Source organism: Streptomyces sp. NBC_01520, assembly GCF_045040375.1.
In the GTDB taxonomy this organism is placed as follows: domain Bacteria; phylum Actinomycetota; class Actinomycetes; order Streptomycetales; family Streptomycetaceae; genus Streptomyces.
Window position 1 is genome coordinate 5,351,725 of record NZ_CP109404.1, and the last position, 22,413, is coordinate 5,374,137.

Sequence of the window (22,413 nt, forward strand, 5' to 3'; positions counted from 1 at the left end):
TCCTGCCACTGCCGGAATCCGCCCGCGCGGACGACAGCGGAGTCATGAACACATTCCTGAGCCACCTGGTCATAGCAGCGCTTTTCGCCCTGGTCCTGCTGCCCTCACCCGTCGGCCACGGACGTGAGCGCCGGACCGACCGCCAGGTGCGCGAGGCGGAACGGAACGGGCTCCCTTAGCCCCCGGAAACGGCAGGCGCCGCGCAGCCCGTCGTGGCCACGCGGCGCCCGTTCGCCGGAAGTCGGGCGAGGGCCTAGAAGTCGTCGTCGAAGCCGACCGAGCCCTCCACCGCCACCTGATAGGCGGACGGCCGGCGCTCGAAGAAGTTCGTCAGCTCCTGGACCCCCTGCAGTTCCATGAACGAGAAGGGGTTCTCGGATCCGTAGAGCGGCGGGAAGCCGAGCCGGGTGAGCCGCTGGTCGGCGACACACTCCAGGTACTGGCGCATCGACTCGGTGTTCATGCCGGGCAGGCCCTCGCCGCACAGGTCACGGCCGAACTGCAGCTCCGCGTCGACGGCCTCCTTCAGCATGTCGGTGACCTGCTGCTGGAGGGCGTCGTCGAAGAGTTCGGGCTCCTCCTTACGGACGGTGTCCACGACCTCGAAGGCGAAGTTCATGTGCATCGTCTCGTCACGGAACACCCAGTTGGTGCCCGTGGCCAGACCGTGCAGCAGACCGCGCGAGCGGAACCAGTAGACGTACGCGAACGCGCCGTAGAAGAACAGCCCCTCGATGCACGCCGCGAAGCAGATCAGGTTCAGCAGGAAGCGGCGGCGGTCGGTCTTCGTCTCCAGCCGGTCGATCTTCTCGACGGAGTCCATCCACCGGAAGCAGAACTGCGCCTTCTCGCGGATCGAGGGAATCTCCTCCACCGCGTCGAAGGCCGCCGCGCGGTCCTCCGGGTCGGGGAGATACGTGTCGAGCAGCGTCAGATAGAACTGGACGTGCACGGCCTCCTCGAACAGCTGCCGCGACAGGTACAGCCGCGCCTCCGGGGAGTTGACGTGCTTGTAGAGCGTCAGCACCAGGTTGTTGGAGACGATCGAGTCACCCGTGGCGAAGAAGGCCACGAGCCGGCCGATCATGTGCTGCTCACCGGGGGAGAGCTTGGCGAGATCGGCGACGTCGGAGTGGAGGTCGACCTCCTCCACCGTCCAGGTGTTCTTGATCGCGTCCCGGTAGCGCTCGTAGAAGTCCGGGTAGCGCATGGGGCGCAGGGTCAGCTCGAAGCCCGGGTCGAGCAGGTTCTTGGTGGTGTCGGAACTCATTACTGGCAGGCCTCGCAGGACTCGGGGTTTTCGAGCGAGCAGGCGAGGGCGTCCGCGTCGGGCGCCGAAACCTGCTGTACGGGAATGGGTGCGGCGGCAGCGGCCGTCCCGGACGCCGCACGGGCGACCCGGGTCGCCGGACGCGAGCGCAGGTAGTACGTCGTCTTCAGCCCCTGCTTCCAGGCGTACGCGTACATCGAGGAGAGCTTCCCGATCGTCGGCGTCTCCAGGAACAGGTTCAGCGACTGGCTCTGGTCGAGGAACGGCGTACGGGCCGCCGCCATGTCGATCAGACCGCGCTGGGGGATCTCCCACGCCGTGCGGTACAGCGCCCGCACGTCCTCGGGGATCCAGGCGAAGCCCTGCACGGAGCCGCTGGCCTCGCGGAGCGCCTCACGGGTGCGCGCGTCCCACACGCCGAGTTGCTTCAGCTCGTCCACCAGATACGCGTTGACCTGGAGGAACTCACCGCTGAGGGTCTCGCGCTTGAAGAGGTTGGAGACCTGCGGCTCGATGCACTCGTACACACCGGCGATCGAGGCGATCGTCGCCGTCGGCGCGATGGCGAGCAGCAGGGAGTTGCGCATCCCGGTCCTCGCGACGCGGGCGCGCAGCGCGTCCCAGCGCTCAGGCCAGACGACCTCGGTGTCGTAGTGGTCGGGGTGCAGCACACCGCGGGCGGCGCGGGTCTCGGACCAGGCGGGCAGCGGGCCGGACTTCTCCGCGAGGTCGCAGGAGGCCTCGTACGCGGCGAGCATGATCCGCTCGGAGATCTTCGTGGACAGTGCGCGGGCCTCCGGCGAGTCGAAGGGCAGCCGCAGCTGGAAGAAGACGTCCTGCAGACCCATCGCGCCGAGGCCCACCGGGCGCCAGCGGGCGTTGGACCGGCCGGCCTGCTCGGTCGGGTAGAAGTTGATGTCGACCACGCGGTCGAGGAAGGTCACGGCGGTGCGGACGGTGGCGTCCAGCCGCTCCCAGTCCATCTCCCCGCCGGCGACGAACGCGCCGAGGTTGACGGAACCGAGGTTGCAGACGGCCGTCTCGCCGTCGTCGGTGACTTCCAGGATCTCGGTGCACAGGTTCGAGGAGTGCACGACGCGGCCCGGCTCGGCGGTCTGGTTCGCGGTCCGGTTGGAGGCGTCCTTGAACGTCATCCAGCCCTGCCCGGTCTGGGCGAGGGTCCGCATCATCCGGCCGTACAGCTCACGGGCCTGCATGGTCTTGCGGGCCAGCCCCTTGGCCTCGGCCGCCCGGTAGGCGGTGTCGAAGTCGTCGCCCCACAGGTCGACCAGTTCCGGCACGTCGGCCGGGGAGAACAGCGACCAGGCGCCGTCCGCGTCGACCCGGCGCATGAACTCGTCCGGGATCCAGTGCGCCAGGTTGAGGTTGTGCGTACGCCGCTGGTCCTCACCGGTGTTGTCGCGCAGCTCCAGGAACTCCTCGATGTCCGCGTGCCAGGTCTCCAGGTAGACGGCGGCGGCGCCCTTGCGGCGGCCACCCTGGTTGACCGCGGCGACCGAGGCGTCGAGCGTCTTCAGGAACGGCACGATGCCGTTGGAGTGCCCGTTGGTGCCGCGGATCAGTGAACCGCGTGCGCGGATGCGGGAGTACGAGAGGCCGATGCCGCCCGCGTGTTTGGAGAGGCGCGCCACCTGGTGGTAACGGTCGTAGATCGAGTCGAGCTCGTCCAGCGGCGAGTCCAGCAGATAGCAGGAGGACATCTGCGGGTGGCGGGTGCCGGAGTTGAAGAGCGTGGGGGAGGAGGGGAGGTAGTCGAGCCGGCTCATCAGGCCGTACAGCGCGGCCACTTCGTCCAGGGCGTGCGCGGAGGTGTCCTCGGCGAGCCCGGCGGCGACCCGCAGCATGAAGTGCTGCGGGGTCTCGATGACCTGGCGGGTGAGCGGGTGGCGCAGCAGATAGCGGCTGTACAGCGTCCGCAGGCCGAAGTAGCCGAAGCGGTCGTCGGCACGGTCGGCGAGAGCCTGCTCGACCAGCGCGTCGAGGGCCGCCGCGTGCAGCGTGACGAACTCGGCCGTGCGGTCGGCGATCAGGCCCTCGTGGTGACCGGTGGCGACCGAGGCGGAGAAGGACACCGCGCCCTGGCCGACCGCCTCGTCCGCGATCGAGCGGGTGAGGAGCCGGGCGGCGAGCCGGGAGTAGGCGGGGTCCTCGGAGATCAGCCCCGCGGCGGCCTCGGTGGCCAGCGAGCGCAGCTCCGCCTCGTCGGACCGCGCGTTACGGCCGCGCAGCGCGGCGGCGGCGACCCGCCCGGGGTCGGTGTCGGGCAGATCGACGGTGAGATCGGTCAGGGTCCGCAGCAGTGCGGTCCCGGGCCCGTCGGGCGTGGACTCGGCTGAGTCGACCGCTGAAACCGGATCGGCTGGCGCGATGGTCACTGGGGCTATCCCTCGCTCGGCTCGGGGCCGGCGGGAGCGGTGATGCCGGGCAGGGCGGTGCCCCGTTGGGGGCAGCACGGTGCACGGCGTCCACCGGCCCTCCGCGAGGCCCGGACGTATGGCATCCGGCTCGGTCGAGCCGGACACGCTGTCGGCAGGTCTTCGGACTTCCGGGTGCACAGATGCACACGGATCACACCGTTGCGGGACAGTTCCGGATTCGCACCGGATTCCCCTGCGGCGACAGCGAGCACGAGCATACATGTGGGGGCCGCCGATTGCGGCAGCCCCCACATGTAGTGTCGCGGCGGGTCAGAAGGCCAGGCGGAACGTCAGGAGGGTGAAGCCCGGGACAGGGCTCCAGTCCCGCTCCGGGGTCCGTACGAAGCCGAGGCGGCGGTAGATCCGGTGGGCTGCCTCCATGGACGACTGGGTCGACAGGACGATCCCGGAGAGTCCTTCGGTGGCGCGTGCCCGGTCGACGCAGGCCCGTACGAGCGCCTCGCCCGCACCGCGCCCACGCGCCTTCGCGGCGACGGCCAGCATCCGGAACTCCGCTTCGTCCGGGCCGGCGATGTCCGCCCAGGGGCTGCCGGGCGCGACGTAGGTGACACCGCCCAGCAGCCCGCCGTCGGCGTCCACCGCGGCCAGCACCAGAGCCTCCGCGGCCCGTCGCCCGACGGCGCGCAGCTGTTCCAGATAAGGGTCGTCGGCGCCGAGGTCCAGCAGTCCGTCGCCGAGATACGCCTGGGCGGTCATCTCGCCCAGGGCCTCGTGCTCCTCGGTGCGCACCCGTCTGATCGAGACATCCATGGCCGTCAGTCTGCCCCGGGCGGCAGGCCCCGCGCACACCCCAATTTCCTGGGTGGGGTGCCCCGCTCATGGTTCCGTCCCGGCGGGGTGGACCCCACCGGGACGGAACACGTCACTCCGAGGGGGTCAGTGACCGCCCGGGGCGCCCACCGTGGCCGGCGGGAGCTTCTCCTGGACGCCGGGGTCGCCCACGTCCGCCGTGTAGTCGGACGGGGACGTCTCGTCGATGCCCGCCGGGGCCTTCAGCGCGTTGAGGACGAAGGTCAGCACGATCACCACGACGACGTTCAGCACGAACGCGGTGAGACCGATGTAGCCGATCTCCCCGATACCGGGGATCTCCTTCGAGGAGCCGCCGAAGTGCTTCTGGGTGGGGCTCGCGACACCGTACGCGGCCACCGTGCCGTACAGCATGCCGACCGCCCAGCCCGCGATCAGGGCCCAGCGGTGGAACCACCGGGTGAACAGGCCGCCGACCAGGGCCGGCATCGTCTGGAGGATCCAGATCCCGCCGAGCAGCTGGAAGTTGATCGCCACCGTCTTGTCCATGGTCAGGACGAAGGCGAGCGCCCCGACCTTGACCAGGAGGGAGACCAGCTTGGAGACCTTGGTCTCCTGCGCGGGGGTGGCGTCGGGTTTGATGAAGTCCTTGTAGATATTTCGGGTGAAGAGGTTTGCCGCCGCGATCGACATAATCGCCGCAGGTACCAGAGCGCCGATTCCGATGGCGGCGAACGCCACACCGGCGAACCAGTCGGGGAACATGTCTTCGAACAGCTGCGGAATGGCCAACTGTCCGTTGTCCACCTTCACCCCGGCGGCGATCGCCATGAATCCGAGCAGCGCCAGCAGACCCAGCATCAGTGAATACAGCGGCAGGATCGTGGTGTTGCGCCGGATCACCTCACGGCTGCGGCTGGAGAGCGTCGCAGTGATCGAGTGCGGATACATGAAGAGCGCCAGCGCCGATCCCAGGGCCAGCGTGGCATATCCCCAATGGCCCATGTCACCGGGGACGAGCGCCCCGCGTGGTTTGCCCGTTGCCTCGTTCGTCTGTGCGAAGGCCTCGCCCGCCTTGGTGAAGATGTCGTCGAATCCGCCCAGTTTGATCGGGATGTAGATGATCGCCACCGCGATGACCAGATAGATCAGGCCGTCCTTGACGAACGCGATCAGCGCGGGTGCGCGCAGCCCCGACGAGTACGTGTACGCGGCGAGTACGGCGAACGCGATCAGCAGCGGCAGGTCCTTGACGAACCAGTGCGTGGTCTCGCCGCCGCCGACGCCCATGACGTCCAGTACGGCCTGGATGCCGACGAGCTGGAGAGCGATGTACGGCATCGTGGCCAGGATGCCCGTGAGAGCGACCGCCAGCGAGAGACCCTTCGAGCCGAAGCGGCCTCGGACGAAGTCCGAGGTGGTGACGTACCCGTGCTTGTGCGAGACGGACCAGAGCCGTGGCAGGAAGGTGAAGATCAGCGGGTAGACGAGGATCGTGTACGGGACGGCGAAGAAACCGGCCGCGCCCGCCGCGTAGATCGCCGCGGGGACCGCGACGAAGGTGTACGCCGTGTAGAGGTCGCCGCCGAGCAGGAACCAGGTGACCCAGGTACCGAACGACCGTCCGCCCAGCCCCCATTCGTCGAGGCTGGCCTCGTTCTCGGCCTTGCGCCAGCGCGCGGCCATGAATCCGATGACCGTGACGGCCACGAAGAAGAAGATGAATACGGCGAGTGCCACGCCGTTCACGCCGTCCTTCATGCTGACGCACCCCCCTTGCGGGCGCGCTGGTCACGCTGCCACAGCATGTACGCGATCATGGTGAGTGCGGTCGAGATGAGCACCCAGAGCATTTGGTACCAGTAGAAGAACGGGATGCCGACAAAGGTCGGTTCAACCTTTGCGTACGAGCTCACCCAGAGCATCGCCACGAACGGTGCGATCAGACAGAGCGCGATGACCACCCTTGCCGGTGTCACTGTCGGTGGTTTCGCTTCGGTATCTTCTGACATGTGGCGACTCCGTCCCCTCGCTGATCACCTGTTGTAATGCGCAGGAAATCTAGGCGAGAGTGCCGGGCACCGTCACCCCCCGTCCGCATTGCGGTCCTGCAACGGTCCGGCGTCGCCCGAAATGGCTGATCCCCCTGCAATTGCAGGGGGATCAGCCGAAAGTGGCGGTCAGTCGGTCGGCCGTTTCAGGCGGGCCACGAACTTGTACCGGTCGCCCCGGTACACCGAGCGCACCCATTCCACCGGCTCGCCGTGTCCGTCGATCGAGTGCCGGGACAGCATGAGCATCGGCAGGCCCACGTCCGTACCGAGCAGTCCGGCCTCGCGCGGGGTGGCCAGCGAGGTCTCGATGGTCTCCTCGGCCTCCGCGAGGCGGACGTCGTAGACCTCGGCCAGCGCGGTGTAGAGCGAGGTGTACTTCACGAGCGAACGACGCAGCGCGGGAAAGCGCTTGGCCGACAGGTGCGTGGTCTCGATGGCCATGGGCTCACCGCTGGCGAGCCGGAGCCGCTCGATCCGCAGCACCCGGCCGCCCGCCGTGATGTCCAGCAGTCCGGCGAGCGTGTCGTCCGCTGTGACGTAACCGATGTCCAGCAGTTGAGATGTCGGCTCCAGCCCCTGGGCGCGCATGTCCTCGGTGTAGGAGGTGAGCTGCAGGGCCTGGGAGACCTTCGGCTTGGCGACGAAGGTGCCCTTGCCCTGGATGCGCTCCAGCCGGCCCTCGACGACCAGCTCCTGGAGGGCCTGGCGCACGGTGGTGCGCGAGGTGTCGAACTCGGCGGCCAGGGTCCGCTCGGGCGGCACCGGGGTGCCGGGTGGCAAGGTGTCGGTCATGTCGAGGAGATGGCGCTTGAGCCGGTAGTACTTGGGGACGCGTGCCGTGCGCGTACCCGCACTCGCACCCGTACCCGTACCGGTCTCGCCCGTACTGCTGGCCCCGTCGGTACCCATGGCCCGCCTTCCCGACTGCTGCGTTGCTGCCGTCACCGGCTCCTCCGTCTGTCGCGGCTCACATGGTGGCACGGTCCGGTCACGGGTCGTCGCCCTCTCTTAGATGTCGGTCCTATAACGGACGCGAGTGCACTTCTTATACACCCTTGACACCCCTAAAGGTCTAGGCCAAGCTCCCGGTACTGGTCTAAACCATTAAAGACCAGGTCCCAGACCCACAGGCAGTACTGGTCGTACATTTCCGCGGTGGGCGGGGGGTTGCTGGTATCCCTGAGGAGGGTGTGGCATGAAGCGCAAGCTCATAGCGGCAGTAGGCGTCGCAGCGATGATGACCGGTATCGCGGCGTGTGGTGGGGACAGTGGAGACAACGCTTCGAAGGCCCCGAAGGACCGTACGGAGAGCCTGACGGTCTGGCTCATGGTCGACGCGCAGAGCACCTGGCCGGAACTGGTCAAGGACGTCAACGCGCAGTTCAAGAAGAAGTACCCGAAGGTCAAGGTCAACGTCCAGTACCAGCAGTGGGCGGACAAGGCCAAGAAGCTCGACACCGCGCTCGGTGGTGACAAGTTCCCGGACGTCGTCGAGCTCGGCAACACCGAGACGATGCAGTACATCCTGAACGGCGCCCTCGCCGAGATCGACCCCAAGAAGTACGACAACTCGGACACCTGGATCAAGGGTCTGAAGGACACCTGTACTTTCGAGGGCAAGCAGTTCTGCGTGCCTTACTACGCGGGCGCCCGTGTCGCGATCTACAACAAGGACATGCTCAAGAAGGGCACCGGCAGCGACGTCCTGCCGGAGACCGAGGACGAGCTGCTCACCGCACTCGACAAGGTCTCGGCCGAGTACAACAAGAAGGACAAGCGCTTCTCGTCCCTCTACCTGCCGGGGCGTTACTGGTACGCGGCCATGTCCTACGTCGCGGGCTACGGCGGCTCCATCGCCGAGTACGACGAGGGCGCGAAGGAGTGGAAGGGCAACCTCTCCTCCGCCGAGTCCCAGAAGGGCATCGAGCACTTCGTCAACCTGGTCAAGAAGTACAACAAGGCCGACCAGACGAAGGACGAGCAGGACCACGCCAACGTCATGGCCAACGAGAAGACGGCCCTGATCTACGGCAACGGCTGGGAGTCCGGCTCGGTCGTCGACGGTGCCAACAACGGCAACCCGAAGCTCGAGGGCAAGATCGGCACGGCCGGCATGCCCGGCCCGAACGGCAAGGCCCTCCCCTCCTTCATCGGCGGCTCGGACCTCGCGGTGACCGCGAAGTCCAAGGTCACCGACCTGGGTGAGGAGTGGATCTCGCTCTTCACCAGCGAGAAGTCGCAGGAGGTGCTCACCGCCAAGAACATCCTCCCGAACAACGAGAAGCAGCTCGAGCCGCTGAAGTCCAAGCCCGAGACCGCCGCTGTCGCCAACGCGGTTCCGGACGCCTGGTTCACGCCGATCGCGCCGGGCTGGACCTCCATCGAGAAGGAGGAGGTCCTGGAGAACATGCTCCTCGAGATCCTCAAGGGTGCCTCGGTGGCCGACGCCGCCAAGAAGGCCGACGAGAAGATCAACGAGCTCATCAACAAGTAGTCCTGAGCCTTCGGCTCTCCAGGCGGGGGCCCGGCGTACACCGGGTCCCCGCCCCCTTTTTCTTAGGTTGAGAACGCCGTGATTCCCGGGTGCAGATCCCCGGAATCCCGATGGAAGGTCAGTCACGTGACTGCTGCCGACACCCAGGCCGCCGGTCCACCGGTCCCCGTACCGCGTGTCCCGGAGAAGATCGGGACCTCGCCCTCCAAGCAGGACGCCGCCGGGCCACGCCCGAAGAAGCGCCGGAAGAAGGGTGAACTCCTCCCCTACTTCCTGATCCTGCCCGCGATCCTGGCGATCGCCGCCGTCTACGTCTACCCACTGATCAAGACCGTGATCATGTCCTTCCAGGACCTGGGGCGGGCGGCGCTCTGGGGCAACGGCGAGACCCCATGGGTCGGCTTCGAGCAGTTCACCAACATCCTCGGCGACGCGGAGTTCTGGTCGGTCGTCGGCCGGACCGTCGTCTTCATGACCATCTGCGTCGTGCTCACCATGGGCATCGGCCTGCTGATCGCCCTGATGATGCTGAGGCTGTCCACCTGGGTGCGGCTCGTCCTCACCGTGGCGCTGATCGCCGCCTGGTCGATGCCGCTCATGGTCGCCGCGTCGGTCTTCCGCTGGCTCTCCGACTCCGACTACGGCCTGATCAATACCCTGCTCGCCGACCTCACCGGGAACGAGGACAGGTGGCTCGGCCACAACTGGTTCCTCGACCCCTGGCAGGGCTTCGGCATCATCACGCTCCTGGTCGTCTGGGGCGCCGTCCCGTTCGTCGTGATCACGATGTACGCCGCCCTCACCCAGGTCCCCAAGGAACTGGAGGAAGCGGCCTCCCTCGACGGTGCCTCCGCGTTCGGCGTCTACCGCTTCGTGACCTGGCCGGTCATCAAGCCCGTCTTCACGATGGTCGCCACACTCTCGGTCATCTGGGACTTCAACGTCTTCGGTCAGATCTGGCTGCTGCGTGGCAACAAGCCCGAGCCCGACTACGAGACCCTCGGCCTCTACTCCTTCTCCAAGGCGTTCGAGTCCACCTCCTTCAGCCAGGGCAGCGCGATCGCTCTGATCACCGTCCTGATGCTCTCCGGTGTCGCCGTGTACTACCTGCGCCAGCTGATCAAGACGGGAGAGGTCGAATGAGCGCCTCCACGCCCACGAACGCGCCGGCCCAGGTCCTGAGGCCCGACCGCAGGAGAAACCGCCTCGGCTACAACATCCTCGCGCTGATCACGGCCGGGGTCATGGCCTTCCCGGTCTACTGGCTGATCGTCAGCTCGCTGCGCCCCAACCACGAGATCCGGTCGTACGACCAGACCCTGTGGCCGTCCTCCCTCACGTTCGACAACTTCGCGCGCGCGGTGAAGCAGGACAACTTCGCCACGGCGATCCAGTCGAGCCTCATCGTCTCGGTCACCGCGGTGGTCGGCGGCATGATCATCGCGACGCTCGCCGCGCTCGCCATCGGACGCTTCCGCTTCTTCGGGCGGAAGGCACTGATGATGATCATGATCCTGGTCCAGATGCTGCCGCCGACCGCGATGCTGATCCCGATCTACCTCCAGCTCAACGCCCTGGGCGGCATCGACGAGTACTGGGGACTCATCGTCGTCTACCTGGTGTCCACGCTGCCCTTCGCGACCATCATGATCCGCGGGTTCGTGATCAACATCCCGGTGGAGCTCGAGGAGTCCGCGATGGTGGACGGCTGTACCCGCATGGGGGCCTTCCGCCGGGTCATCTTCCCGCTGCTCGCCCCCGGGCTCGCCGCCGCGTCCATCTTCGCGCTGGTCAACGCGTGGAACGAGTACCTGTTCGCGTACATCCTGATCAACGACAACTCGAAGTACACGCTCAATGTCTGGCTGATGACGTTCACCACCGAGCGGGGTACGGACTACGGCGCCCTGATGGCCGCCTCCACGCTCATCTCCATCCCGGTCGTCATCTTCTTCATGATCATCCAGGGGAAGATGGCCACGGGTCTGACCTCCGGCGCAGTGAAGGGATGACCCGCGCCATGACCACCCTCGTATCCACCACGGACACCGTCACGCGCGACGCGCTCGCCGTCCTCCAGCCCGGGTTCACCGGCACGACCGCCCCCGACTGGCTGCTCCGCAGACTCGGTGAGGGCCTGGCCTCCGTCGGGCTGTTCGGCCGCAACATCGAATCGCCGGCGCAACTGGCGGCACTCACGGCCCGACTGCGGGCCGAGCGCGACGACGTACTCGTCGCGATCGACGAAGAGGGCGGCGACGTCACCCGGCTGGAGGTCCGGCACGGGTCGTCGTTCCCCGGGAACTTCGCCCTCGGCTCCGTCGACGACGTGGACCTCACCAGGGCGGTCGCCCGGGAGCTCGGCCGCCGGCTCGCCGAGTGCGGCGTCAACCTCAACTGGGCGCCGTCCGCGGACGTCAACTCCAACCCCGGCAATCCGGTCATCGGCGTACGGTCCTTCGGCGCCGACACCGCTCTCGTCGCCCGGCACACCGCGGCCTACGTCGAGGGCCTCCAGTCCGCCGGTGTCGCCGCCTGCACCAAGCACTTCCCCGGACACGGCGACACCGAGGTCGACTCGCACCACGCGCTGCCGCGCATCGACGTGGACCTCGACACCCTGCACGCCCGTGAGCTCGTGCCCTTCCGCGCAGCCATCGCCGCGGGTTCCCAATCCGTGATGAGTGCACATATCCTGCTTCCCGCGCTCGACCCGACGCGGCCCGCGACCCTGAGCCCGCAGATCCTCACCGGTCTGCTGCGCCAGGAGCTGGGCTACGAGGGGCTGATCGTCACCGACGGCATGGAGATGGACGCCATCGCGGGCACGTACGGTATCGAGCGCGGATCGGTCCTCGCCATAGCCGCGGGCGCCGACGCCATCTGCGTCGGCGGCGGGCTGGCGGACGAGGACACCGTGCTGCGGCTGCGCGACGCGCTGGTGGCGGCGGTACGGACCGGCGAACTGTCCGAGGAGCGGCTGGCCGACGCGGCCGCACGTGTACGGGCCCTCGCGTCCTGGACGCTGCGGGCCAGGGGGGCTGCCTCGGAGCCGGGTGCGGACACGCAGGAGGGGACCGCGCCCGGCGCCGGAGCCGGCATCGGGCTCGTGGCGGCCCGTCGCGCCGTGACTGTCACGGGCGGCGCCGAACCGCTGAGCGCGCCTGCGTACGTCGCCGCGTTCACCCCGGTCGCGAACATCGCGGTCGGCGACGAGACCCCGTGGGGCGTCGCCGCCGAGCTCGCACGGGTGCTGCCCGGCACCCGCACGGACACGTACGGCAGCGGGAGTGAGAACCCCGCGGCCGAGGTGCTGAAGGCGGCGGGGGAGCGGCGCATCGTCGCGGTCGTCCGTGACGAGCACCGGCACGCGTGGATGAGCGCGGCGCTGGACGCGCTGGTGGCGGCGCGCCCCGACACGATCGTGGTCGAGATGGGGCTGCCCGAGGCCCCGCCCCGGGGAGCGCCGCACATCGCCACGCACGGTGCCGCACGGGTGTGCGGCGTCGCGGCGGCGGAGGCGATCACGGGGGCACGGGACACGTGAGCCCGGGGCGTCGGGCAGCCCTCGTACGAAGGGCCCGACGGCGGGTGAACAGAAGGCCGGGCACCCCGACGGGGGTGCCCGGCCTCATGCGTGGCGTACGCCCTACAGACCCTGCCAATGCGGCTTCGCCGCGTACGTGGCACGGAAGTAGTCCGCGAGCTTCAGCTTCGACGCGGCGGCCTCGTCGACCACCACCGTGGCGTGCGGGTGCAGCTGCAGTGCCGACGCCGGCACGATCGAGGCGATCGGGCCCTCGACGGTCTGGGCCACGGCGTCCGCCTTGCCCTCGCCCGTGGCCAGCAGGATCGGGTGGCGGGACTCCAGGATCGTCCCGATGCCCTGGGTGATGACGTGGCGGGGCACCTGGTCGATGTCGTCGTCGAAGAAGCGCGCGTTGTCGATCCGGGTCTGGTCGGTCAGCGTCTTGATCCGGGTGCGGGAGGCGAGCGAGGAACACGGCTCGTTGAAGCCGATGTGCCCGTCGGTGCCGATGCCGAGCAGTTGGAGGTCCACCCCGCCGGCTTCGGCGAGCGCCTTGTCGTACGCCTCGCAGGCGGCCTGGACGTCCTCGGCGGTGCCGTCGGGGCCCATGAAGGACGCCTCGGACAGGCCGAGCGGCTCGACGACCTCGCGCAGCACCACCGAGCGGTAGGACTCGGGGTGTCCGGCGGGCAGTCCGACGTACTCGTCGAGCTGGCAGATGCGGGCACGCGAGGCGTTCACGGCGCCGGAGCGGACCTTCGCCGTCAGTGCCTGGTAGACGGGCAGCGGGGTCGATCCGGTGGCAACGCCGAGCAGGGCGTCGGGCTTGCGGCTCAACAGGGCGCCGATGGCCTCCGCGATGAGTTCGCCGCCTGCCGTGGCGTCCGGGACGATGACAACTTCCACGCTGTGCCTGCCGATCTGGAGAGTGGCGTCATGTGGTATAGACCAATATAGGGTTCAATCTAGCAGACGGGGCCGTCGCGGAGGTGAACCGTCCGCGCGTGTGCGGGCCTTGTCGCCCCGTCGGCGGGCGCCCGGCCCGGGCGGACGGTGAGGGGGGTGCCTTCTCGGGGCGGGGTGTCCGCGTTCATCGGCCGGGATCCGTTGCAGGTGTCCGCGTGCATCGGCCGGGATCCATCACAGGTGTCCGCGTTCATCGGCCCGGGGTTCTGCCCGCGGCGCCCGTGGCAGCCCCTGAAACACCCGCGGGCCGCGGCGCCGGGACGGGACCCTCGGCCCGTCCGGCACCGCAGCCCGGAGCTGTCCGGCCGGCGGTGTGCGGTGCCTCCGGCCACTGGAGGTACCGGCGCAGTCAGGGCAGAGAGCGCCGGATACCTCGGTCCGCCCTCCTGTGCGGGGAGAGCGGAGGTCTGTCTTGTACATGATGCTGGTACGGAGTGATGTTCGTACAGCATGCATTGTGGACTAGACCAATAGGTCGTGTCTATCCACAGGACCGGAGATTCCGCGTACGGGCGCTTCTCGCCGGTCATGGCGGCGCCGCTCCTGCCGGTGTCACGTATACGCGGGCCGATCGGTTCGGAACCTCTGCGTATCCACAGGTACGCTCGCACACGTGCCCTCCATGAACGACCTTGTCCGCCAGCACACAGCCCTGAGTGACACCGACCTCGAGTGGCTCCATCTGCTGGTCTCGGAGTGGCAGCTGCTCTCCGACCTGTCCTTCGCCGACCTCGTCCTGTGGGTGCCCACCCGCGACGGGACCCGCTATGTGTCCGTGGCGCAGATGCGGCCCAACACCGGTCCCACCTCCTACCAGGACGACATGGTCGGCCACCTGGTGCCGCGCGGCCGCCGTCCGCTGCTGGACGCGGCCCTGGACGAGGGCCGGATCGTGCGCGAGGGGGACCCGGAGTGGCGGGAGGAGGTCCCCGTACGGGTCGAGTCCATCCCCGTACGCAGGGAGGGCCGCATCCTCGGTGTCATCGCCCGCAACACCAACCTCCTCACGGTGCGCACCCCGTCCCGGCTGGAGCTCACCTACCTCCAGTCCGCCTCCGACCTGGCGCAGATGATCGCCGCCGGATCCTTCCCGTTCCCGGGCCAGCAGGTCGACATGGACGCGTCGCCGCGGGTCGGCGACGGGCTGATCAGGCTCGACGCCGACGGCGTCGTCCAGTACGCCAGCCCCAACGGCCTCTCCGCCTACCATCGTCTCGGCCTCGCCTCCGACCTGGTCGGCCACCACCTCGGCGCGACCACCGCCGAGCTCGCCCCCTCGCGAGGGCCGGTGGACGAGGCCCTGGTCAAGGTGGCCAGCGGATACGCGCCCCGGGAGTTCGAGGTCGAGGGTGCCGGCGGGGTGATCCAGCTGCGGGCGATCCCGCTCAAACCCAAGGGCGTCCGCATCGGTTCGCTGGTCCTGCTCCGGGACGTCACGGAACTTCGCCGTCGCGAGCGGGAGTTGATCACGAAGGACGCCACCATCCGGGAGATCCACCACCGGGTGAAGAACAACCTCCAGACGGTGGCAGCCCTGTTGCGTCTCCAGGCCCGCCGGATGGATTCGGAACAGGGCCGCGAGGCGCTCAACGAGGCCGTACGGCGCGTCGGTTCGATCGCGATCGTGCATGAGACGCTGTCCCAGAATCTGGACGAGCGGGTCGAGTTCGACGAGATCGCCGACCGGGTCATCGCGATGGTCTCGGAGATCTCACCCGGCAAGGTCACCTGCCGCCGTACGGGACGCTTCGGGATCCTGGACGCGGAAGTGGCCACTCCGCTCTCGATGGTGCTCACCGAGGTCCTGCAGAACGCGCTGGAGCACGCGTTCACCCCGGCCGAACGCGGCACGGTGGAGGTGTCCGCGGTGCGCGGCGGGTCACCGACCGAGGGCCGGCTGCTGATCACCGTGGCGGACGACGGGTGCGGTCTGCCCGAAGGATTCGATCCGCAGCGGGCCGGCAATCTGGGTCTGCAGATCGTGCGGACGCTGGTGGAGGGTGAACTGGGCGGCACCTTCGGCATGGTCCCGGCCCCCGAGCGCGGCACACAGGTCGTGCTCGACATCCCGGTCCGGAACGACAAATAACCGCACCGCACAGCACAGTGGGCCCGGACCGTGGTGACGGTCCGGGCCCACTGCGTGGTGCTCACGATGCGATGCGCTTCGGGGGTACTGCGCGCTGCGACTCGAAGGCGGGGCTGTGCGTACGCTCTGTACGCGCCGCCTGGCTGAGGCTCGTCGTGCGGGGGGCGTCGGTCAGGCGCTGGCGTTACGCGCCCGGTTGCGAGCGGCACGGCGCTTCATTGCGCGGCGCTCGTCCTCGCTGAGGCCACCCCAGACGCCGGAGTCCTGGCCGGACTCGAGCGCCCACTGCAGGCACTGCTCCATGACGGGGCAGCGACGGCAGACGGCCTTGGCTTCCTCGATCTGCAGCAGCGCAGGACCGGTGTTGCCGATGGGGAAGAACAGCTCCGGGTCTTCCTCACGACAAACGGCGTTGTGACGCCAGTCCATGGCTGCTACCTCTCCTTGGTATTACTTGCTGATGCTTGTGAATGTGAACGCTTTCACGAATCCCCCCGCAGACGAAGGTCCGACGCCCAGATGAACTGGTTGTGGTCCTGTTGTGGTGAGGAGGGGTTCTGGCTCTCAGTGGATGCCGATGTTGCGGGCTGTCCCGATCGCCATGTAGAGATTCGCAAACCTCGGCGGCGGATACAACCCCTTCTGGAAAGTTTTTTTTGATTCCTCGGTGTCGACTAGGTCACAGCCGTACTTCTAAGGGGTGGGGGCCAGCCCAAACGTTCGAGTTAAAGGACTTTGGGGCCTTCCACTCACACAATCACACGCAGTGCACGGCGTACGCCTGTGAACGTCACGCTCGTACGCAGTCCCAGGTGGTCACCGTCCATCTGGAAGGGCAGTGGCGCCTTTGAATGCAAGGTGAAGTCGGCGAGGTCGTGGAAGGAGACGGCGTGCTTGCCGTGCGGGCCCTTCTCGGGGCTCGAAGTGAGCAGCTGCGTCGCGTACCGGGCCACCGCGGGGGTGGTGAGCCGCTTCAGTCCGAGGATGTCCAGGCCGGTGTCGAAGGACGCCTTGGGAGCGGCGTACATCGGACGATTCCCCAGGTAGGTCCAGGGTGCGGTGTTGCAGATGATGGACAGCGCGAGGTCCGTCACCGGGTCCTGGCCGGGTACGTCCAGGGTGATCAGGCCGTTGCGCCGGTGCGGTTCCTCCATGAACTGGCGGACCACCTGGCGCACGTACAGGGGATGGGTCGAGCGCTTGCCGCGTTCGCGTTTCTGTTCGACCCGGCCGAGGACTCCCGCGTCGAATCCGAGCCCGGCACAGAAAGTGAACCAACGTTCCGGAACGGCCTCGTCCGCCGTGCCCGGGGTGCCGACTGCGAGGCCGAGCCCCACCGTGCGCTCGCTGCGGTCGGCGAGGGCGTCCAGGATGGCGCCGGTCGCCTCCACGGCGTCGTTGGGGATGCCCAGAGCGCGCGCGAAGACATTGGTGGAGCCGCCGGGAACCACGGCGAGGCTCGGCAGGCTGTCCCTGTCGGGCCCCCGGTGCAGCAGCCCGTTGACCACCTCGTTGACCGTGCCGTCGCCGCCGAGGGCGACCACCAGGTCGATGTCGTCGGAGTCCGCGGCTCGTCGGCCCAGGTCACGGGCGTGCCCCCGGTACTCCGTCATCACGGCTTCGAGCTTCATCTCGCTCGCCAGCGCGTGGATCAGCACGTCACGGACCCGCGCACTGGTAGTGGTGGCAGCTGGGTTGACCACGAGAAGTGCGCGCATGTCAGCCAGGGTACCTACCGCGCGGTACCTCCCTGAAGTCCGGATCCACCGGGTTCCCGGACGGTGACGGACGGTGACCGGTGTCCCGTGAGACGTCGGCGTCGGCCCCGGCTTCGCGTCCGGCGGGCCGGGATGCCAGTCTGAAGGGCGTGAGCACTCAGCAGAGCACGCCGTCCTCGTCGCCCTCGGCCGGCCGCCCGGAGAAGCCGGGCCGGATCGCCGCCGTGGCCGCACTCAACGCCCTCGAAGGCGCGGCGGTCGTCACCGGCGGGATCTACATGCTGGTCATGGGGCTGCTCGGCCGCCCCGACAGCCCGCAGCAGGCCGAGATGGGCGGGCTCACCCTGCTGGCACTCGGCCTGATTCCGCTGTTCGCCGCCCGTGGGCTGCTGCTGCGGCGCAGCTGGAGCCGCGGTCCGGCCCTCATCACGCAGATCATGGCGCTGCCGGTGGCCTGGACGCTGCTGCGGGCGCAGGGCGCGCTGATCCCCGCAGGGATCGCCCTCGCCGCGGTCGCCGTGACGGCGCTCGTGCTGCTGCTCGACCCGACGACCACGCGGGCGCTGGGCATCCGGGGGCCGCGGACGACCCCCGGAGCCTGAACTCCCGTACCCCGGGCGCCCGGGGTACGTCCTGGATCCCGGCTTCTCGGTGCCGTTACTCCTCGACTACTCCTCGACGAGGAGCCGCTCGCGCAGCTGTGCGAGCGTGCGGGCCAGGAGGCGGGAGACGTGCATCTGGGAGATGCCGACCTCCTGCGCGATCTGCGACTGGGTCATGTTGCCGAAGAAGCGCAGCAGCAGGATCCGCTTCTCGCGCGGCGGAAGGTCCTCCAGCAGCGGCTTGAGCGACTCCCTGTACTCGACACCTTCCAGCGCCTCGTCCTCGGAGCCCAGCGTGTCCGCGACGGCCGGCGACTCGTCGTCCGTGTCCGGCACGTCCAGCGAGAGGGTGCTGTAGGCATTGGCTGATTCCAGCCCCTCCAGGACCTCCTCCTCGGAGATGCCCAGGCGCTCCGCCAGCTCGTGCACCGTCGGGGAACGGCCGTGCTGCTGGGAGAGCTCCGCGGTGGCCGTGGTCAGCGACAGCCGCAGCTCCTGGAGGCGTCGCGGCACCCGCACCGCCCAGCCCTTGTCACGGAAGTGGCGCTTGATCTCACCGACGACCGTGGGGGTCGCGTACGTCGAGAACTCGACGCCGCGGTCCGGGTCGAACCGGTCCACCGACTTGATCAGTCCGATGGTGGCGACCTGGGTGAGGTCGTCGAGCGGCTCGCCGCGGTTGCGGAATCTGCGGGCCAGGTGCTCCACGAGCGGCAGGTGCATGCGCACCAGCCGGTTGCGCAGCTCGGCTTTCTCCGGCGAGCCGTCGGGAAGCTCCCGCAGCTCGATGAAGAGCGCCCGCGCCGCACTGCGGTCGTGTGGATCGTGGTGCCCGTGCTCGCTCATCTGGCCCGCCCGCTCTGCCTGCGGCTGATCCACCGCGACCGTACGACCTTGCGCCCCGTCCGTACCGTCCTCCGGGTGCGGCCGGGCCTGCTGCTCCGGGACGGCTGCTGGGCCCACCGCCCCGGACCGGATCGTTTCGTCCCGCACAGGCCCGTCCCCGTTCCCGTCGCTCACGCCGGACCGGGTCCCGCGCCGCGCTGTTTGTAGAGGCTGATACTGACCGTACGGTCGTCGGCGACCGTGGAGTCGACCTTTCCGGCCAGTGCGGAGAGCACCGTCCAGGCGAAGGTGTCGCGCTCGGGGGCGCGGCCGTCCGTCGTGGGGGCCGACACGGTCACCTCGAGGGAATCGTCGACGAGGCGGAAGACGCAGCTGAGGACGGAACCCGGCACGGCCTGCTGGAGCAGGATCGCGCAGGCCTCGTCGACCGCGATGCGAAGATCCTCGATCTCGTCGAGAGTGAAGTCCAAACGCGCTGCGAGACCGGCCGTGGCCGTACGCAGCACCGACAGGTAGGCACCCGCAGCGGGCAGTCGGACCTCTACGAAGTCCTGATTCCCGGGCTCGCCTGCGATCTGGGACACCCTCACCTCCAAGGTGGCACAAACTCGTTCGAGGCTCCGGGACCAGTGCCCGGAGCCGTGCGGTCTGTCGTCGGTTCTGTGGTTCGGCGACGCTATCGCGCCCCATGATGCCGTGTCGCCGAGACCCCATCCCCGACCGTCACTCATGGTAAGCCCTTGAGTACGCACAGTGGCTAGGGGTCTGCGGCGGTCAATTGCGAAGAACCGGCGCCGGTTTGACGTACCCAGACGTCAGACGATCGAACCGTCCGTGAAGCACCAGCGCCAGCTCTCGTCGCATTCGAAGCTGCGCATGACCGGATGACCCGTCTCCTCGAAGTGTGCCGTGGCGTGCTTCAGGGGCGACGAGTCGCAGCAGCCGACGTGTCCGCAGACCAGGCAGAGCCGCAGCTGCACGGGATGGCTGCCCGCCGCCAGGCACTCCACGCAGGTCTCGCTGAGCGGGCCGGGCTCGGGTCGCGGCAGTTCGAGAAGATGCAGGCACTCACTCATGATGGCTACGTTACGTCGGATGCGAGGACGGTGAGATGGACGCATTGCCGCTGGTGGCACTCGTCGCGGTCAGTGCGGCGGTCGCGGGGGCCGCACGCCGGACCCCGGTGCCCGCACCCCTGCTGCTGGTGGCCGTGGGGCTGATGGCCTCCTACCTGCCGGGCGTACCGGACTACACGCTGGACGCGCACGTCGTGCTGCCGCTGCTGCTGCCACCGCTGCTGTACACGGCCGCGGTGGACAGCTCCTATCTCGACCTGCGGGCCAATCTGCGGCCCGTCGCGCTGCTTTCCGTCGGGTACGTGCTCTTCGCGACCGTCGCCGTCGGCTGGCTGGCCTACCTGGTCGTGCCGGACCTGCCGCTCACCGCCGCACTGGTGCTCGGCGCGGTGATCGCCCCGCCCGACGCCGTCACGGCCGCCGCGATCGCCCGCCGGGTAGGTCTGCCCGCCCGGGTCACCACGATTCTCCAGGGCGAGTCCCTGGTGAACGACGCCACCGCGATCACGGCCTTCAAGGTGGCCCTCGCCGCCGCGATCGGTGAGGGCATGAGCTGGGGCGCCGGCATCGGCGAGTTCCTGCTGGCCGCCGTCGGCGGTGTCGGCGTCGGCCTGGTGCTGATGGTGCCGCTGCACTGGCTGCGCACCCACCTCAAGGAGGCGCTGCTCCAGAACACCCTGTCGCTGCTGATCCCCTTCGTGGCCTACGCGGCGGCGGAGCGGGTGCACGCCTCCGGGGTGCTCGCCGTCGTCGTCGTCGCGCTGTACCTGGGACACCGTTCCTGGCAGGTCGACTTCGCGACGCGGCTCCAGGAGGCGGCGGTCTGGAAGATGGTCGCGTTCGTGCTGGAGTCCGCGGTCTTCGCGCTCATCGGACTGCAGATGCCGTTCGTCCTCAAGGGCCTCGGCGCCTACGGCGTGGGCGACGCCCTCTGGTACGCGGTCGCAGTCTTCGTCGCCGTCGTCGTGGTGCGCTTCGTCTGGGTCTATCCGGCGACCTACCTGCCGTTGTGGCTCTCCAGGCGCATCAGGGAACGCGAACCCGCGATGCCGTGGACCTCGCCGCTGATCGTCGCCTGGGCGGGCATGAGGGGTGTCGTCTCCCTCGCCATCGCCTTCTCCATCCCGCTGGTCATGCACGACGGGGAGGCCTTCCCGGCCCGCAACCTGGTGCTCTTCCTGACCTTCACGACCGTCATCGGGACACTGGTCATCCAGGGGCTCAGCCTGCCTCTGCTGGTACGTGTGCTGAAGCTCCCGGGGCGTGACGCGCGGGCCGAGACCCTGGCCGAGGCGCAGGCCCAGAGCGAGGCGTCCACGGCCGCCGAGGAGCGGCTGGAGGCACTTCTGTCCGATCGGCGCAACGCGCTTCCGGGACCCCTCGCCGACCGGCTGCGCACCGTGCTGGAACGCCGCCGCAACGCGGTCTGGGAGCGGCTCGGCGCGGCCAACCCGGTCACCGGGGAGTCGGCGGACGACACCTACCGGAGGCTGGCCAGGGAGATGATCGAGGCCGAGCGCGAGGTCTTCGTCCGGCTCAGGGACGAGCGGCGGATCGACGACGAGATGCTGCGTGCCCTGCTGCGCCGGCTCGACCTGGAGGAGGCCGCAGCCTACCGGGAGTCGGACGGGGTGTAGGCGCGTGGGCCGCCGTCGGCGTCCGAGGGCCAGGGCCGTCCGGTGACGACGGCGGCGACGGAGGAACCCGGGGCGAAGGCCCCTTCCCCGGCCAGCACGGTCAGCGCGTACAGCAGTTTGGCGACGTAGAGCCGCTCGACGGGCAGGCCGTGCCGGTCCTCGAAGTCGTCCGCGAAGGCGCCCAGTTCCGGGGGTGTGCGGGCGTAGCCGCCGAAGTGGAAGCGCTCGTCCAGGGACCAGTGCCCGGCCGGTCCGCCGAACGCCGCCCGCTGCAGGTCGCGCACCGCCGCTCCCATGAAGCCGCCGCGCAGCACCGGGATACCCAGGGCGCGCTGTTCCGGGCCGAGTCCGGCCGCCAGTCCCGCCAGGGTGCCGCCGGTGCCGCAGGCGACCGCCACCGTCCCGGCCGTCCCGCGCAGCTCCCGGCCGAGCTCCGTACAGCCCTGTGCGGCGCGGGCGTTGCTGCCACCCTCAGGTATGACCTCGCACTCCCCGAAGAGGCTCAGCAGGCCGTCCAGGACATCCGGTGCGGCCTTCGCGCGGTACGTCGCGCGGTCGACGAAGTGCAGTCGCATGCCGTCGGCCGAGCACTGCGCGAGTGAGGGGTTGAGGGGGCGGCCCGCCAGCTCGTCGCCGCGTACGACCCCGACCGTGGGGAAGCCGAGCAGCCGTCCGGCGGCGGCCGTCGCGCGCAGGTGGTTGGAGTAGGCCCCGCCGAAGGTCAGTACGGTACGGCCGGCGCCGGCCCGCAGATTCGGGGCGAGCTTGCGCCATTTGTTGCCCGGCAGGTCGGGGTGGATCAGGTCGTCGCGCTTGAGCAGCAGGGTCACGCCGTGGCGCGCGAAGCGCTCGTCCTCGACCGGCTGCAGGGGCGAGGGGAGAGCCGGCCGCAGTCGGGAGAGGTCGAGCGCTTCATGGTGCAC

Annotated in this window: 21 protein-coding genes and 1 riboswitch; of the genes, 8 read left to right on the forward strand and 13 right to left on the reverse strand. The window is 68.9% G+C overall.

Annotated elements, in window-relative coordinates; genetic code table 11:
• Window positions 1–44: 44 nt before the first annotated feature.
• Window positions 45–179, forward strand: coding sequence for a hypothetical protein (locus OG524_RS24510; protein ID WP_405388708.1), 135 nt, complete (start codon window positions 45–47; stop codon window positions 177–179).
• A 74-nt stretch (window positions 180–253) separates the two neighbouring features.
• Here OG524_RS24510 and OG524_RS24515 read toward each other — a convergent pair whose 3' ends face one another.
• From OG524_RS24515 to OG524_RS24540, 6 genes are all read right to left on the reverse strand, one after another.
• On the reverse strand, window positions 254–1,270 hold the full coding sequence (locus OG524_RS24515; protein WP_405811674.1) for a ribonucleotide-diphosphate reductase subunit beta: 1,017 nt from the start codon (window positions 1,268–1,270) through the stop codon (window positions 254–256).
• The gene (locus OG524_RS24520; RefSeq protein ID WP_405811675.1) at window positions 1,270–3,666 is read right to left on the reverse strand and encodes a ribonucleoside-diphosphate reductase subunit alpha; all 2,397 of its coding nucleotides are present in this window, start codon (window positions 3,664–3,666) and stop codon (window positions 1,270–1,272) included. Before OG524_RS24520 ends, OG524_RS24515 begins: the two co-directional genes overlap by 1 nt.
• 135 nt (window positions 3,667–3,801) lie before the next feature.
• A riboswitch (cobalamin riboswitch) is annotated at window positions 3,802–3,939 on the reverse strand.
• A 39-nt stretch (window positions 3,940–3,978) separates the two neighbouring features.
• Window positions 3,979–4,479, reverse strand: coding sequence for a GNAT family N-acetyltransferase (locus OG524_RS24525; RefSeq protein ID WP_405388705.1), 501 nt, complete (start codon window positions 4,477–4,479; stop codon window positions 3,979–3,981).
• A gap of 126 nt (window positions 4,480–4,605) precedes the next feature.
• Window positions 4,606–6,240, reverse strand: coding sequence for a monocarboxylate uptake permease MctP (mctP, locus tag OG524_RS24530; RefSeq protein ID WP_405811676.1), 1,635 nt, complete (start codon window positions 6,238–6,240; stop codon window positions 4,606–4,608).
• Window positions 6,237–6,491, reverse strand: coding sequence for a DUF3311 domain-containing protein (locus OG524_RS24535; protein ID WP_405388703.1), 255 nt, complete (start codon window positions 6,489–6,491; stop codon window positions 6,237–6,239). The genes mctP and OG524_RS24535 overlap by 4 nt, the downstream gene beginning before the upstream one ends.
• A gap of 168 nt (window positions 6,492–6,659) precedes the next feature.
• On the reverse strand, window positions 6,660–7,442 hold the full coding sequence (locus OG524_RS24540; protein ID WP_405393108.1) for a GntR family transcriptional regulator: 783 nt from the start codon (window positions 7,440–7,442) through the stop codon (window positions 6,660–6,662).
• Between the two features lie 286 nt (window positions 7,443–7,728).
• Here OG524_RS24540 and OG524_RS24545 point away from each other — a divergent pair, with 286 nt between their 5' ends.
• The 4 genes from OG524_RS24545 (at window position 7,729) to OG524_RS24560 (ending at window position 12,574) form a co-directional block, all read left to right on the forward strand.
• Window positions 7,729–9,027: a sugar ABC transporter substrate-binding protein gene (locus tag OG524_RS24545; protein ID WP_405388702.1), complete on the forward strand. Its 1,299-nt coding sequence runs from the start codon at window positions 7,729–7,731 to the stop codon at window positions 9,025–9,027.
• Window positions 9,028–9,153: 126 nt separating this feature from the next.
• A complete protein-coding gene (locus tag OG524_RS24550) occupies window positions 9,154–10,170 on the forward strand; it encodes a carbohydrate ABC transporter permease (protein WP_405388701.1) in 1,017 nt (338 codons plus the stop codon).
• Window positions 10,167–11,039, forward strand: a complete 873-nt coding sequence (locus OG524_RS24555) for a carbohydrate ABC transporter permease (protein ID WP_405388700.1) — start codon at window positions 10,167–10,169, stop codon at window positions 11,037–11,039. The genes OG524_RS24550 and OG524_RS24555 overlap by 4 nt, the downstream gene beginning before the upstream one ends.
• An 8-nt stretch (window positions 11,040–11,047) precedes the next feature.
• Window positions 11,048–12,574 carry a glycoside hydrolase family 3 protein gene (locus OG524_RS24560; protein WP_405388699.1) on the forward strand — a complete coding sequence of 509 codons (1,527 nt, stop codon included), beginning with the start codon at window positions 11,048–11,050 and terminating at the stop codon, window positions 12,572–12,574.
• A 102-nt stretch (window positions 12,575–12,676) separates the two neighbouring features.
• Here the strand turns inward: OG524_RS24560 and nagB are convergent, their stop codons facing one another.
• Window positions 12,677–13,462, reverse strand: a complete 786-nt coding sequence (gene nagB / locus OG524_RS24565; RefSeq protein WP_405388698.1) for a glucosamine-6-phosphate deaminase — start codon at window positions 13,460–13,462, stop codon at window positions 12,677–12,679.
• Between the two features lie 682 nt (window positions 13,463–14,144).
• On the opposite strand from nagB, the gene OG524_RS24570 reads away from it, so the two are divergent.
• A complete protein-coding gene (locus OG524_RS24570) occupies window positions 14,145–15,611 on the forward strand; it encodes a sensor histidine kinase (protein WP_405393107.1) in 1,467 nt (488 codons plus the stop codon).
• Window positions 15,612–15,782: 171 nt separating this feature from the next.
• Here OG524_RS24570 and OG524_RS24575 read toward each other — a convergent pair whose 3' ends face one another.
• Both OG524_RS24575 and OG524_RS24580 read right to left on the reverse strand, forming a co-directional pair.
• Window positions 15,783–16,040 carry a WhiB family transcriptional regulator gene (locus OG524_RS24575; protein ID WP_003953983.1) on the reverse strand — a complete coding sequence of 86 codons (258 nt, stop codon included), beginning with the start codon at window positions 16,038–16,040 and terminating at the stop codon, window positions 15,783–15,785.
• 320 nt (window positions 16,041–16,360) lie between these two features.
• On the reverse strand, window positions 16,361–17,329 hold the full coding sequence (locus OG524_RS24580) for a diacylglycerol/lipid kinase family protein (protein ID WP_405811677.1): 969 nt from the start codon (window positions 17,327–17,329) through the stop codon (window positions 16,361–16,363).
• Between the two features lie 149 nt (window positions 17,330–17,478).
• On the opposite strand from OG524_RS24580, the gene OG524_RS24585 reads away from it, so the two are divergent.
• On the forward strand, window positions 17,479–17,931 hold the full coding sequence (locus OG524_RS24585; RefSeq protein ID WP_405388696.1) for a hypothetical protein: 453 nt from the start codon (window positions 17,479–17,481) through the stop codon (window positions 17,929–17,931).
• Between the two features lie 66 nt (window positions 17,932–17,997).
• Here OG524_RS24585 and OG524_RS24590 read toward each other — a convergent pair whose 3' ends face one another.
• From OG524_RS24590 to OG524_RS24600, 3 genes are all read right to left on the reverse strand, one after another.
• Window positions 17,998–18,924, reverse strand: a complete 927-nt coding sequence (locus tag OG524_RS24590) for an RNA polymerase sigma factor SigF (RefSeq protein ID WP_405388695.1) — start codon at window positions 18,922–18,924, stop codon at window positions 17,998–18,000.
• Window positions 18,925–18,947: 23 nt separating this feature from the next.
• The gene (locus tag OG524_RS24595) at window positions 18,948–19,361 is read right to left on the reverse strand and encodes an anti-sigma regulatory factor (protein ID WP_003966375.1); all 414 of its coding nucleotides are present in this window, start codon (window positions 19,359–19,361) and stop codon (window positions 18,948–18,950) included.
• A gap of 231 nt (window positions 19,362–19,592) precedes the next feature.
• Window positions 19,593–19,853 (reverse strand): UBP-type zinc finger domain-containing protein, encoded by a 261-nt coding sequence (locus OG524_RS24600; RefSeq protein WP_405388694.1) that lies wholly within the window; start codon window positions 19,851–19,853, stop codon window positions 19,593–19,595.
• A gap of 35 nt (window positions 19,854–19,888) precedes the next feature.
• Here OG524_RS24600 and OG524_RS24605 point away from each other — a divergent pair, with 35 nt between their 5' ends.
• Entirely contained in the window at window positions 19,889–21,490 is a 1,602-nt protein-coding gene (locus OG524_RS24605; protein WP_405388693.1) for a Na+/H+ antiporter, read from the forward strand.
• Here OG524_RS24605 and OG524_RS24610 read toward each other — a convergent pair.
• Window positions 21,466–22,413, reverse strand: coding sequence for a 1-aminocyclopropane-1-carboxylate deaminase/D-cysteine desulfhydrase (locus tag OG524_RS24610; RefSeq protein WP_405811678.1), 948 nt, complete (start codon window positions 22,411–22,413; stop codon window positions 21,466–21,468). The genes OG524_RS24605 and OG524_RS24610 overlap by 25 nt on opposite strands.

What these genes read in the sequence shown, in the direction of transcription:
- OG524_RS24575 (WP_003953983.1), bottom strand. Translation starts at nt 16,040, where the DNA reads ATGGACTGGCGTCACAACGCCGTTTGTCGTGAGGAAGACCCGGAGCTG.
- OG524_RS24600 (WP_405388694.1), bottom strand. Translation starts at nt 19,853, where the DNA reads ATGAGTGAGTGCCTGCATCTTCTCGAACTGCCGCGACCCGAGCCCGGC.
- OG524_RS24510 (WP_405388708.1), top strand. Translation starts at nt 45, where the DNA reads ATGAACACATTCCTGAGCCACCTGGTCATAGCAGCGCTTTTCGCCCTG.
- OG524_RS24535 (WP_405388703.1), bottom strand. Translation starts at nt 6,491, where the DNA reads ATGTCAGAAGATACCGAAGCGAAACCACCGACAGTGACACCGGCAAGG.
- OG524_RS24515 (WP_405811674.1), bottom strand. Translation starts at nt 1,270, where the DNA reads ATGAGTTCCGACACCACCAAGAACCTGCTCGACCCGGGCTTCGAGCTG.
- OG524_RS24545 (WP_405388702.1), top strand. Translation starts at nt 7,729, where the DNA reads ATGAAGCGCAAGCTCATAGCGGCAGTAGGCGTCGCAGCGATGATGACC.
- OG524_RS24580 (WP_405811677.1), bottom strand. Translation starts at nt 17,329, where the DNA reads ATGCGCGCACTTCTCGTGGTCAACCCAGCTGCCACCACTACCAGTGCG.
- OG524_RS24605 (WP_405388693.1), top strand. Translation starts at nt 19,889, where the DNA reads ATGGACGCATTGCCGCTGGTGGCACTCGTCGCGGTCAGTGCGGCGGTC.
- OG524_RS24570 (WP_405393107.1), top strand. Translation starts at nt 14,145, where the DNA reads ATGAACGACCTTGTCCGCCAGCACACAGCCCTGAGTGACACCGACCTC.
- OG524_RS24555 (WP_405388700.1), top strand. Translation starts at nt 10,167, where the DNA reads ATGAGCGCCTCCACGCCCACGAACGCGCCGGCCCAGGTCCTGAGGCCC.
- mctP (WP_405811676.1), bottom strand. Translation starts at nt 6,240, where the DNA reads ATGAAGGACGGCGTGAACGGCGTGGCACTCGCCGTATTCATCTTCTTC.
- OG524_RS24540 (WP_405393108.1), bottom strand. Translation starts at nt 7,442, where the DNA reads ATGGGTACCGACGGGGCCAGCAGTACGGGCGAGACCGGTACGGGTACG.
- OG524_RS24560 (WP_405388699.1), top strand. Translation starts at nt 11,048, where the DNA reads ATGACCACCCTCGTATCCACCACGGACACCGTCACGCGCGACGCGCTC.
- OG524_RS24525 (WP_405388705.1), bottom strand. Translation starts at nt 4,479, where the DNA reads ATGGATGTCTCGATCAGACGGGTGCGCACCGAGGAGCACGAGGCCCTG.